The sequence below is a fragment of the Martelella mediterranea genome (assembly GCF_004342225.1).
Classification (GTDB): domain Bacteria; phylum Pseudomonadota; class Alphaproteobacteria; order Rhizobiales; family Rhizobiaceae; genus Martelella; species Martelella mediterranea_B.
Genome location: NZ_SMAR01000001.1, coordinates 66,572 through 79,171, shown reverse-complemented (window position 1 = coordinate 79,171; position 12,600 = coordinate 66,572). Strand labels below are relative to the sequence as shown.

Genomic DNA, 12,600 nt, shown 5'->3' with positions numbered 1-12,600 from the left:
CTCAGTTCCTCAAAGGTTTTCCGGTTTCAACAACGCTTTCGAACCGGGCCAGTGTTTTGTTGTTCTTCACCAGACGCATGAAACTGTCCTGTTCCAGCTCCATGATCGCGTCTTCATCCATCGTGTCGAAGATATCGGTCTGGCCGCCGGAAAGAACCGTTGCCAGTTCATCCGCCACTGTCAGGTCATGCGGGGTGGCGATTCCACGCCTCGCAAATCCTTCAGCAGCCATTTGGAAGGCAACCTTGCCTGCCGGCCCCGGCAGATAGACCTCCTCCGGTTCGGGCGGTTGGTAGCCATCGACCAATGAAAGCGCCTTCGCCTTGGCATCGGCCAGGAGGCGGTAGCGGTTCATGGTCACGGCGTCATCTGTTTTCAGGAACATCAGCTCACGAGCCTCTTCCGCCGATTTGGCAACGGTTGCGGTCGAAATCATCTCGAAAACTTTGGATGCCGCTGGCATTGGGCCGTTTGGCAGCTTGCCGCTTTTTTGCCAGCGGGTCAGCATTTCCTTGCACCCGCCCCATGCCGGAACCAGACCGACACCGCATTCGACGAGCCCGATATAACTTTCCGCATGTGCCTGAACGGCATCGACATGAAGGAGGACTTCGCAGCCGCCGCCAAGCGCCATGCCGGACGGCGCTGCCACAACCGGGAATGGCGCATATTTCATCTTCTTGTAGGTGCTCTGACCGCTGGAAACGAGCTTCTCGATTTCCCCCCAGGCCGCGATATTGGCCACGAACAAAGCCAGCCCCAGATTGGCGCCAACCGAGAAATTCGTGCCTTCATTATAGATCACCAGTGCCTTGTATTTACGCTTGACCAGACCGATGGTCTTGTTGAGCAGGTCCATGATCTGGTCATCCATGGCATTGGCCTTGGATGTAAACTCAAAGCACAGAACATCATCGCCGATATCCCAGACAGCAGCCGAGCCGTTTTTCAGAAGCGGTTCTTGCGTGCGCTTGAAATCCTCAAGCATGATAACGCCTTCCGGCCGTGCAATGTCGCGGTAGGAACCATCAGGCTGCAGAGCCTGACGGCGACCGTCTTCGATGCGGTAGAAGGTTTTGTCGCCCAGATTGTCGAGAAGTTCCGGCACGTCGATACCGTTTTCCCGCATTTTCGCAACCAGCCATTCGCTACCGATTAGGTCGACCAGCTCAAATGGCCCCCAGCGCCAGTTATAGCCGAGACGCATCACCTCATCGATCGAGGCAATGTCATCGGCCGCATCGCCAACAAGACGCGCCGCATAGGCAAGTGTATTGGTCATCACACCGAGCGCATAACGGCCCAGCGGCCCATCAATCTCCAGAACCTGACGCGGTTTCTTCGCCGCCTTGAGTTTCGGGTGGTCTGGTTTGACAGAAACACGGTATTCACCAGTTTCAAGATCGATGCCCTCTTTGATCTTCTGGCCTGTTGCGCGGTTGAGACGATAGAAACCGCCCTTCCCCTTGCGGCCGGTATAGCCCTCCTCAATCATGCGATTGACGAGCGGAAGATCACGGTTGGTTTCATGGAACAGATCACCTTCCGGCAGCGTGCTTTTCAGGCTGGCACCGATATGCGGCATCAGATCCAGCCCGACCAGATCAATCAGCCCGAAAATGCCGGTTTTAGGAATACCGAACGGCTTGCCCATAACGGCATCAGCTTCTTCAACGCTCAAGCCCTCTTCAAGCGCCTTCAACACACCGAGCTGGATCCATGTTGTTCCGAGACGGTTGGCAACAAAGCCGGGACGATCATTGCAATGGACAACGCTCTTGCCGAGCTTCCGGTCGGCAAAATCCTCCACTGACTGAGCCAGCGCCTTATCCGTCTTTGCACCCAGCACCAGCTCCATCAGCCGCATGTAACGCGGTGGATTGAAGAAGTGCGTGATCATGAAATCACGTTGAAACGCTTCCGGCATCCCCTCAACCAGCTTCTCAAGCGGTATTGTCGAGGTGTTGGATGAGATGGCTGTGCCCGGCTTTCTGACGGTGTCGATCCGGCGGTAAAGGGCCTGCTTGACGTCCAGCTTTTCGATCACAACCTCGATAACCCAGTCGACATCCGCCAGTTTTTCAAGGTCATCTTCGACATTACCGGTTTCAACCAGCTTCGCCGCCCGTTTGGACATGAACGGCGCCGGGTCGGCCTTCATCATTTTCTGCAACGCGGTTTCGGCAATGATATTCCGGTTTTCAGCCCCTTCCGGCACGATATCCAGAAGCAGCACGGAATGACCGGCATTGGCGACCTGAGCGGCAATGCCGGACCCCATGACGCCGGCGCCGATAACCGCGACCTTGTTGATCTTGCTCATCAGACACGCTCCAGAATGGTTGCAATACCCTGCCCGCCGCCAATGCACTGGGTGGCAAGTGCATACTGGCCGCCTTCACGCTTCAGAAGTGATGCGGCCTTGCCGACAATGCGGGCACCGGTGGCACCCAGCGGATGGCCAAGAGCGATGGCACCGCCGTCCAGATTGACCTTATCTGCGCCAAGCCCGAGCTCGCGCATGCAGGCAATCGACTGGCTGGCAAAGGCTTCATTCAGCTCGACAACATCCATTGCCCCGGCTTCGAGACCGGCGCGCGACAAGGCCTTGCGTGTCGCACCGACCGGGCCGATGCCCATGATTTCCGGAGCACAGCCGGCAATCCCGACGGATGTCAGGCGTGCCAGCGGCGACAGCCCGTGCTTTTCTGCATAGGCTTCCGAGCAGACCAGCACTGCCGAAGCACCATCTGTAAGCGGCGAGGACGTGCCCGCCGTCACCGTTCCGTCTTCAGAAAACGCAGATTTCAACCCAGCCAGCACCTCTGCCGTCGTTTCTGGCCGGATGCATCCATCTTCGCTGACGGCAGAACCGTTCACCTTGATCGGTATGATCTCATCGGAAAACTTCCCGGAATTTTGAGCTGCCGCTGCCTTTTCCTGGCTTTTGACGGCAAAGCTTTCCTGTTCTTCACGCGAAATCTGCCATTTCGTCGCGACATTTTCTGCCGTGTCGCCCATGCCCATATAGGCCCCGGGGATCCTGGCATGCAGCGATGGATTAGGCAGCGGATTATAACCCATCATCGGAACGCGGCTCATGCTTTCGATGCCGGCACATACGAACACCTCACCGGCACCAAGCTGGATCTGTCCGGCAGCCATGTGGATCGATTGCATCGACGAGCCGCAGAAACGGTTGACTGTAACGCCGCCGACCGACTGTGGCAGACCGGCAAGCAAAACAACCAGGCGCGCCAGATTGAGGCCTTGCTCGGCTTCCGGGAACGCGCAGCCCAGAATCAGATCTTCAATATCTTCCGGATTAACCCCGGACTGCTCCACCAGTCCGCCGACCACCTGTGCGGCCAGATCATCAGGGCGGACCCGTTTGAGTTCACCCTTGTGAGCAAGTGCAAATGGCGAGCGCTTATAGCCCGCGATGACGACATTCGTCATGGCATCCTCCCGAAAACCTGAATGCTGTTGGATGAAAAAGGCATGCAGCCAGGCTGCCCAGCCACGTGAGTGACTGCACTTGCATGCCCTGAATAGATAAAAAGATGCGACCAAGGGCGCTGACAAGCCGGAGCATTGCCGCGATACTTGTTTGTTTCGACTGACGGGGTGCCAGTTTGTTCAAAACCACCGAGCGGCGATCCCGCGCCGTTTAGCTGGCCAGTTTCCCTGCCTTTTGTGAAAGGCGCTCCTCTGCCTCGCGCTCGACGGCTTTCAGCTCTTTCAGCGTAAGTTCCAGCGCTTCTCTTTGTTCGATAAGCATGCCCATGCGCTCGCGCACCGCCGCAATCAGCGCTGTCAGCTGTTCCTGCTGTGTCCGGTCGATTTCGTAAAGATCGAGAAAATTCTTGATCTCCTGAAGCGAAAAGCCAAGCCGCTTGCCGCGCAGAATGAGGATCAGACGCGCACGGTCGCGCTGCGTGTAAATCCGCGTCTTGCCCGCACGACCGGGATTGATAAGCCCTTTGGTTTCGTAAAACCGCACGGCCCGTGGCGTCATCCCTAGCTCCTCGGCAAGCTGGGTCACTGTGAAGAACTGATCCGACACTGGAAACCTTCTTTTTTTCGAACGGCTTACCATAGCGGTCTCCTGCCCTATGCGTCAACATGACGACGTGCCTCCTCATCTTCGGACGCACCGGTCTTGTGATGTGTTGAGCGCCGTTCTTCCTCGATCAACTCTTTCTTCGAAAGCTTGCCGATCATGGTTTTCGGCAGGCTGTCACGGATTTCGATTTCACGTGGCAATTCGATCTTTGAAAGACGCGGCACCAGAAATGCATGAAGATCTTCAATCGAAACGCTCGCACCCTCACGCAGCGTCACAAAGGCCTTCGGCGTTTCGCCGCGATACGCATCACGCACGCCGATCACGATCACTTCCGCAATCGCATCATGCTCGTAAAGCGCGTCCTCAATCACACGCGGATAGACATTGTATCCCGAGCAGATAATCATGTCTTTCAGGCGATCGACGAGGAAAAGATAGCCGTCTTCATCGACATAACCGACATCACCGGTCCTCAAAGCGCCATCGCGCAGCACATGGGCGGTTTCATCCGGCTTGTTCCAGTAACCGGACATAACCTGCGGCCCGCGTACCCAAAGCTCGCCTTTGACACTTCTGGGCAGCAGCACAGCCGGGTTTTCTGAGTCACGAATTTCAAGGCTCGTGCCGGGCATCGGCAATCCTGCAGAACCCGCCCGGACAGGACGTCCGTCGAAGGGGTTCACTGAAACAACCGGAGAGCATTCCGTCAGACCATAACCTTCAGAAAGTTTGCAGCCGGTCAGTTCCTCAAAGTCTGCCCGCACTTCAAGCGGCAACGGCGCGCCTCCGGAGATGCAGATCTTCAGCGATTCCAGATGCAGCTTTCGTGTTTCGGCGAGGGCATTGATCGCGCCGTAAATGGTCGGAACGGCTGGAAACAGCGTCGGCTTGCGCTTTTCCATAAGCCCGATCAGCTCTTCCTTGTTGAAACGCGGAACCAGCACCATGACGGCACCGATCTCAATGGCAAACAACATGCAAACCGTCATCGCGAAAACGTGGAAAAACGGCAAAACGCCGACGATACTCTCCTCGCCCTCGATCAGCACATCACATCCTGGCTGGGCAACAAGCTGGCGCGCATTGGCCACAAGGGCGCGATGTGAGAGCATCGCCCCTTTGGGAACACCGGTGGTGCCGCCGGTATATTGCAGAACGGCAATATCTTCCGGCTCGATATGGACACCTGGCACCCTGCTTGCACTGCCGCGCTTTATCACAGCATCAAAGGCGATATGGCGATCATCTGCCGGAATATCGGCACGCTCTGATCGTTTGAAGATACGGAACAGCAGCCCCTTGGCAGGCGGCAGAGCATCGGCCATCGGGCAGACGACCACACGTTTCAGCCCGCTTTCGGCAATGATGGGACCCAGCCCCTGATACACCGCCTTCAGATCAAGCGTGATCATCAGCTCTGTTCCGGAATCGGCAATCTGCGCAGCCAACTCGCGACTGGTGTAAAGCGGATTGTAATTAACGACCGTACCGCCGGCTTTTAAAACGGCGAAAAAAGAAATTACCGAATAGGGCGAATTCGGCAGACAAAGCCCAACCCGCATGCCCTTTTCCACACCAAGAGCAGCAAGGCCAGCAGCCATCTTGTCCACCAGTTGGCCAATATCCCGATACGACCAGCTGCGACCGAAGAATTCAATCGCAGCCTTGTCTGCAAAACGTGCCACCGATTCATCGAGAAACGCCGGCAAAGTCGGCAAAATTTCATCGGGATCAAACGGGCGTAGGACCCCACCTTTTGTCGGCGATGCTTCAGCCCCGCCATATGCGGCATCTTCTGCCGCCTGTGCATGCATATCCTGCTTCACGTCGCCTCCTCCTCACCGGCGCCTCTCCTCAAAGGCGGTTGATCCGGTAATTTTTACTGGACATGACTATAAGGAAACATACTATACGTATACGTCACCCCTTTTCAAGGGAAATTATTGATTGCCGTCAAACGGCAACTGACAAAACGAATTTTTACTTCTGAACCAAAGGCTTCGCAGCGCCATGTATGTCTGGCTGAGACTGTTCAAAACCCTGATCAAGACCAAATCTGCACCGCCATTGCGACCACCGGAAGATATCTCGGCGATCACAATGCGGGTCTGGCCGCATGATCTCGACCTCAACCTACACGTCAATAATGGCCGCTATCTGACACTCATGGATATTGGCCGCATGGACCTCCTGTTTCGCTCAGGTCTCGGTCAGCATATGCGCCGGAAGAAGTGGCAACCGGTTCTGACGGGCCTAAACGCACGCTATCGCCGCCCGCTTGGCCTCTTTCAGCGGTTTCGCATGGAAACGGCGGTGGTTGGCTGGACGGAACAGTCGCTCTTCATGGAGCACCGCATTATCCCGCTTTCAGGACGCAGCAAGGGCGAGATTGCTGTTACCGCTGTCGTGCGCGCTGTCATGCTGGAACCCGGTGCAAAGTCAAGAAAGGTCAGAACAGCCGATCTGTTCGCCCCGTTAGGCCCCCTGCCCGAAAGCCCGCCACTGCCGGAAACCTGCACGGTTCTGCTTTCAGCGGAAGAGCGAAGCAAACTTGCTGAAAAGCATGAAAAGCCAATGGCGGAAGCCATCGCTGTCAACGCACAATAGACCGATTGCATCCATGAGGAGGAGCATGCATGCCAACACCCCAAAGTTTCGCCCGGCGACTGAAACTGCCGGTCATTGCAGCGCCGATGTTTCTGGCCTCGGGTCCGGATCTGGTCGTCGAATGTTGCAAGGCCGGCATCTGCGGCACGTTCCCGGCGCTTAATCAGCGCACGAGCGAGGGCTATGCCACATGGCTCAGTGAGATCGAAAGCAGGCTCGGCGCGCATTCTGAGGCAGCACCGTTCGGTGTTAATCTGATCGTCCACAAGACCAATACAAGACTGAAAGCCGACCTGGAGCTGAGTGTTGCGCATAAAGTGCCGCTGGTCATTACCTCGCTTGGTGCTGTGAAAGATGTGGTCGATGCCGTGCATTCTTATGGCGGCCTGGTGTTTCATGATGTCACCACCCGCCGCCACGCAGAAAAGGCCATTGAAGCGGGCGCAGATGGTATTATCGCCGTTTGCGCTGGGGCTGGCGGCCATGCCGGCACGCTGAGCCCCTTCGCTCTCGTCAGTGAAATTCGCGCAATTTTTGATGGACCCGTGATCCTTTCAGGCGCGATGTCCACCGGCGCACACATCGTGGCAGCCCGCGCATTGGGCGCTGATTTTGCCTATCTGGGAACGCGATTTCTCGCGACGCAGGAAGCTATGGTCGATGCGGATTACAAGCAGATGATCGTTGAGGGCCACGCGGCTGATATTCTCTACACGCCGCGCATTTCCGGCGTTCCGGCAAACTTCATGCGGCCGAGCATGCTTGCGGCTGGTCTGGACCCTGATAACCTTCCTGACCACGGAAAAATGGATCTGGGCTCAGAAGCAAAGGCGTGGAAAACGGTCTGGTCGGCCGGTCAGGGTGTCGGTTGCGTGGAGGATATCCCGACCGTGCGCGCGCTTGTTGCAAGGCTGGAGTCAGAATATCACGAAACCTGCAAACGGCTTGGCCGGGAGGCCTAAAATATGACGAGCGGCTTTAGAGCGGGCCTGGCGTTTCACTGAAGCGCAAACCCGCTCTATCGGCTTGTTCTAGAGTTTCTCAGTCATCTCCGGCACGATGTCGAACAAATCTCCGACGATGCCATAATCGGCCACCTGAAAAATCGGCGCTTCCTCATCTTTGTTGATGGCCACAATGATCCTGGAATCCTTCATGCCTGCCAGATGCTGGATTGCTCCGGATATGCCGCAGGCCACATAAAGCTCCGGTGCGACAACCTTGCCGGTCTGGCCAACCTGCCAGTCATTCGGCGCATACCCGGAATCCACGGCAGCCCGCGACGCGCCCACGGCAGCGCCCAGCTTATCGGCAAGCCCTTCAACGACGGCAAACTGCTCTTTCGAGCCGACACCACGCCCGCCGGAGACCACGACACGCGCCGAGGTCAGATCCGGGCGATCACTTTCTGCCACCTGATCCCCAAGCCATTCTGAAGCGTGATCGCTCTCAGCATAGTTGACCATGTCAACCGGAGCCGCTGCAGCTTCACCGGCTGCACTGAACCCGGATGTGCGGATGGTGAGAGCCTTCTTCTTATCAGCAGTTTTCACCGTCTGGATGGCGTTGCCGGCATAAATGGGCCGTTCAAACGTCTCTGCATCAACGACAGCCGTCACATCCGAAATGATCATGACATCTAAAAGTGCAGCGACGCGCGGCATGATATTCTTGCCGTCGCTGGTGGCTGCCGCCGCAATCAAATCATAGTCGTCGGTAATCGATACGATCAGATCAGCCATGGCCTCTGCAAGCCGATGACCAAGGCTTTCGGAGTCGGCCGCCAGCACTTTCGAGACACCATCGATCGTTGCGGCCTGTTGCGCTGCGCCGGAAATGCCATAGCCTGCAACCAGCACCGTCACGTCACCCAGACCGGACACAGCACTGACAGCTTTGGCCGTTGCATCGCGCAAAAGTGCGTCACCGCTGACTTCTGCCAGAAGAAGAATATTCATGACAGTACTCCCGCTTCTGTTTTCAGTTTCTCAATGAGCTCATCTACTGACGACACCTTGATGCCGCCCTTGCGTCCTTCCGGTTCCCGGGTCGAGACGACAGACAGACGGGGCGCAATGTCGACGCCAAAATCTTCCGGTGTTTTCTGATCGAGAGGCTTTTTCTTTGCCTTCATGATATTTGGCAGTGAGGCATAGCGCGGCTCGTTCAGCCGAAGATCTGTTGTAACGATGGCAGGCAGCGAAACCGAGATTGTCTGCAGACCGCCATCGACCTCACGCGTGATTGTCGCCTTGCCGTCAGCCATTTCGAGTCTGGACGCAAATGTTGCCTGAGGCCAGCCAAGCAGTGCCGCCAGCATCTGGCCAGTGGCATTCATATCGTTGTCGATAGCCTGCTTTCCGGCAATCACCAGCGCCGGTTCTTCTTCGTCAATGACCGCCTTGAGAAGTTTGGCGACGGCAAGCGGTTCGATGTCGGTTTCGGCCGTCTCTGCTGCAATAATCAGGATCGCACGGTCCGCCCCCATGGCAAGCGCTGTGCGCAGTGTTTCCTGCGCCTGTTTCACGCCGATGGAAACGGCAACAATCTCGCTGGCGTCTCCCTTTTCTTTCAGCCGGATCGCCTCTTCCAGCGCAATTTCATCGAAAGGGTTCATCGACATTTTGACGTTGGAAAGATCAGGGCCGGAACCGTCCGGCTTGACCCGCACCTTCACGTTATAATCGATCACCCGTTTTACAGGCACGAGTATCTTCATGGCGTAGCTCCTCCTCACTCAACCGGCGGAGACAGCAAACCTCCCGTGCTGCTTCCACCGTTCCTGCAAGTTCCTATACCGGAGCATAACATATTCGTCAATTAAATGACGTATAGGTAATTACAACAAATACGCAAAAATGCCCCGCAGCAATGACTGTTGCGGGGCATCTGAAAATATCGCCTTGTAAATATATAAAAGTCTCAGAGCCGCTTTTCGGTATCCGCATCAAACAGCGATGCAAGCTCCATATCAAAGCCGAGCTTGAGGGTCTGGCCCGTCGCGCAGCGCCGATTGCCGCCCACCCGAACCGAGAAAAGATGGCCGGCATGTTTCAGCCATATGAGGTTATCAGCCCCCATCGGCTCCTCCAGATCAACGGTTGCTTCATGCACTTCATGACCATCCGGCACTTCCTCATCGACCATGACATGCTCTGGCCTGATCCCGAGTGTGACCTTCCTGCCTGCCGTCAGGGTGCCATTGGCGTCATAGTTCGTCAGGCTGAAATCCACGCCATTGGACTGAAACACGACTGCACCGTTTTTTTCCACGAGTGCGCCATCAATGAAATTCATTGAAGGTGAACCGATAAACCCAGCCACATACTTGTTGACTGGCCGGTTATAAATCGTCACCGGATCAGCCAGCTGCTGGATGATGCCATTACGCATGATTGCAATGCGGTCCGCCAGCGTCAGCGCCTCAATCTGGTCATGAGTCACGTAGATCATCGTGTTCTTCAAAGACTGGTGTAGCCGTTTGAGCTCAACGCGCAGTTCTGATCGCAGCTTGGCATCCAGATTGGAAAGCGGCTCATCAAACAGGAACACATCCACATCACGCACCAGCGCCCGGCCGATGGCAACACGCTGCCGCTGACCGCCGGAAAGCGCAGCTGGCTTGCGCTGCAGAAGCGGTTCAATTTGCAGGATACCGGCGGCACGCTCAACGCGTTTCGCGATTTCCGCCTTCGGCATTTTCGCAACCTGCAACCCGAAGGAAAGGTTCTTCTCAACGCTCATTTGCGGGTAAAGCGCATAGGACTGAAAAACCATGCCGATTCCACGGTCTTTCGGCTCCATCCAGGTCACGTTCCTGCCCTTGATGAAGATCTGCCCCTCGGTTGCTTCCAGAAGCCCGGCAATACAGTTCAGCAATGTGGATTTTCCGCAACCGGAAGACCCCAGAAGCACCAGAAACTCGCCATCGGCAATATCCAGGTTGAGGTTCTTCAGCACTTCAATCGCACCGAAGGACAAAGACAGGTCCTTAATCGATACGCTCGGGTTGGTGATTTCATTGTTCATGAGTTTACCCTTTCACCGCGCCGGCGGCGATGCCGCGAACGAAAAGCGGGCCAGACACGAAGTAGACGATGAGCGGGACGATGCCGGTCAGAAGTGTGGCCGCCATATTGACATTATATTCTTTCACGCCCTGAACAGCGTTAACGATATTGTTCAGCTGCACCGTCATCGGATAGTTTTGCTGACCGGCAAAAATCACGCCAAACAGGAAGTCATTCCAGATGCCTGTGGTCTGAATGATCATGCCCACGACGAAAATCGGCAGTGACATTGGCAGCATGATGCGGAAGAAAATCTGCCAGAACCCGGCCCCATCGACACGCGCCGCCTTGAACAGCTCCTCTGGCAGCGAGGCAAAATAGTTTCTGAAAAGGAGCGTCAGGATCGGCATGCCGAAAATCGTATGCACCAGCACAATGCCCGGAAGCGTCGAGAAGAGGTGCAGCTCGCGCAGGATGATTACCAGCGGATAGAGCATGACCTGATAGGGAATAAAGGCCCCGAACAAGAGCACGGTAAAGAAGAATTCCGAGCCCTTGAAACGCCAGTTTGCCAGCGCATAGCCGTTGACCGAGGCGACAGCGATTGAGACGATAATGCCCGGCACGGTGATCTTCACCGAATTCCAGAAACCAACGCGAATGCCTTCGCAGTAAAGCCCCGTGCAGGCCTGGCTCCACGCCTTTACCCACGGTTCAAAGGTAATTTCCACCGGCGGGGCAAAGATATTCCCCATACGAATTTCCGGCATGCCTTTCAGCGAAGTGACGACCATCACGTAAAGCGGGATCAGGTAATAGACAGCGGCGACGAAAAGTACGCTGTAAAGTATGATCCGGGACGGTGCGAAACGGCGCTTTGGACGAGGACCATGCGGTTCATTGATTGCTGTATCAGCCATTGTCATCCCTCACCGCTTCTTCTGCCGGAATTCCATCCAGGCCCAGGGCACAAGGATGATGAAAACCGTGACCAGCATGACAGTTGAAGCCGCAAGCCCCTGCCCGATATTGCCGCGCTGGAACATCAGGTCGTAGACGTATTTGGCAGGCACTTCGGAAGCAAAGCCAGGCCCGCCCTGCGTCATCGCGACAACAAGGTCGTAAACGCGGACAATCCCGGATGCGACAATCACCAGCGTCGTTACGAACACACCGCGCATCATGGGAATGACGATGAAGAGATAGGTTCGCCAGGCGGGAATGCCGTCGACGCGGGCGGCCTTCCAGATTTCGTTATCAATGCCGCGCAAGCCGGCCAGCATCAGCACCATGACAAGCCCGGTGCCCTGCCACAATCCGGCAATCACCAGGGCATAGATCACCGTATTCTTGTTGCCGAGCAGTGCGAGTTCACCTCCCGGCAGGCCCAGACCATCAAGAAATTTCGGCACCCCGAGCGCCGGATCGAGAATCCATTGCCAGACGAGTCCGGTGACGATGAAGGAAAGGGCGAACGGGTAAAGAAAAATCGTTCGAAACGTGTTCTCAAACCGGATTTTCTGGTCAAGCAACGTAGCCAGAAAGAAGCCGACCACGAATGAGAATACAAGGCTCAGCCCGCCATAGATAAACAGATTGATGATCGCGACATTCCAGCGCGTCGTATCGAACAAGCGTTCATATTGCGCGAAACCGACAAAATTCTCACTCGGCAACAGCCGGGAATCGGTGAAAGAGTAAATGACCGTCCAGGCGGTACAGCCGATGAAGATGACCACAGAGGTCAGCATCATCGGAATGGCCGCGATCTTGGCGTTCATGTTTTTGAACAGGCCAAACGGACGGCGAGCAGCAGCAGTCATTGCAGCGTTCCTCGCTGGTCTTCAGATAATGGATGCAACGGGAAACCGGCGGCGGTCTTTAAGAAACGAAAAGCCGCCGGTTCCAACCTTC

The 12,600-nt window shown here is 55.9% G+C and carries 11 protein-coding genes; 2 read left to right on the top strand and 9 right to left on the bottom strand.

Annotation, left to right across the window (positions count from 1 at the left end):
* Window position 1: 1 nt before the first annotated feature.
* The 4 genes from EDC90_RS00350 to EDC90_RS00335 form a co-directional block, all read right to left on the bottom strand.
* Window positions 2–2,323, bottom strand: coding sequence for a 3-hydroxyacyl-CoA dehydrogenase/enoyl-CoA hydratase family protein (locus tag EDC90_RS00350; RefSeq protein WP_132307352.1), 2,322 nt, complete (start codon window positions 2,321–2,323; stop codon window positions 2–4).
* Window positions 2,323–3,459, bottom strand: coding sequence for a thiolase family protein (locus EDC90_RS00345; protein ID WP_132307350.1), 1,137 nt, complete (start codon window positions 3,457–3,459; stop codon window positions 2,323–2,325). Before EDC90_RS00345 ends, EDC90_RS00350 begins: the two co-directional genes overlap by 1 nt.
* A 211-nt stretch (window positions 3,460–3,670) precedes the next feature.
* Entirely contained in the window at window positions 3,671–4,099 is a 429-nt protein-coding gene (locus EDC90_RS00340) for a MerR family transcriptional regulator (protein WP_132307348.1), read from the bottom strand.
* A 14-nt stretch (window positions 4,100–4,113) separates the two neighbouring features.
* The gene (locus EDC90_RS00335; protein ID WP_245510875.1) at window positions 4,114–5,895 is read right to left on the bottom strand and encodes a long-chain-fatty-acid--CoA ligase; all 1,782 of its coding nucleotides are present in this window, start codon (window positions 5,893–5,895) and stop codon (window positions 4,114–4,116) included.
* 184 nt (window positions 5,896–6,079) lie between these two features.
* Here EDC90_RS00335 and EDC90_RS00330 point away from each other — a divergent pair, with 184 nt between their 5' ends.
* Both EDC90_RS00330 and EDC90_RS00325 read left to right on the top strand, forming a co-directional pair.
* Entirely contained in the window at window positions 6,080–6,676 is a 597-nt protein-coding gene (locus EDC90_RS00330; protein WP_132307346.1) for an acyl-CoA thioesterase, read from the top strand.
* A 29-nt stretch (window positions 6,677–6,705) separates the two neighbouring features.
* Window positions 6,706–7,638, top strand: coding sequence for an NAD(P)H-dependent flavin oxidoreductase (locus EDC90_RS00325; RefSeq protein WP_132307344.1), 933 nt, complete (start codon window positions 6,706–6,708; stop codon window positions 7,636–7,638).
* Between the two features lie 69 nt (window positions 7,639–7,707).
* Here EDC90_RS00325 and EDC90_RS00320 read toward each other — a convergent pair whose 3' ends face one another.
* From EDC90_RS00320 to EDC90_RS00300, 5 genes are all read right to left on the bottom strand, one after another.
* Window positions 7,708–8,634 carry an electron transfer flavoprotein subunit alpha/FixB family protein gene (locus tag EDC90_RS00320; protein WP_132307342.1) on the bottom strand — a complete coding sequence of 309 codons (927 nt, stop codon included), beginning with the start codon at window positions 8,632–8,634 and terminating at the stop codon, window positions 7,708–7,710.
* A complete protein-coding gene (locus tag EDC90_RS00315) occupies window positions 8,631–9,395 on the bottom strand; it encodes an electron transfer flavoprotein subunit beta/FixA family protein (RefSeq protein WP_132307340.1) in 765 nt (254 codons plus the stop codon). Before EDC90_RS00315 ends, EDC90_RS00320 begins: the two co-directional genes overlap by 4 nt.
* A 203-nt stretch (window positions 9,396–9,598) precedes the next feature.
* Complete coding sequence (locus EDC90_RS00310; protein ID WP_132307338.1) at window positions 9,599–10,705, bottom strand: ABC transporter ATP-binding protein; 1,107 nt, start codon at window positions 10,703–10,705, stop codon at window positions 9,599–9,601.
* Window positions 10,706–10,709: 4 nt separating this feature from the next.
* Window positions 10,710–11,606, bottom strand: coding sequence for a carbohydrate ABC transporter permease (locus EDC90_RS00305; protein ID WP_132307336.1), 897 nt, complete (start codon window positions 11,604–11,606; stop codon window positions 10,710–10,712).
* Window positions 11,607–11,615: 9 nt separating this feature from the next.
* Entirely contained in the window at window positions 11,616–12,509 is an 894-nt protein-coding gene (locus tag EDC90_RS00300) for a carbohydrate ABC transporter permease (RefSeq protein WP_132307334.1), read from the bottom strand.
* Between the last annotated feature and the right edge of the window lie 91 nt (window positions 12,510–12,600).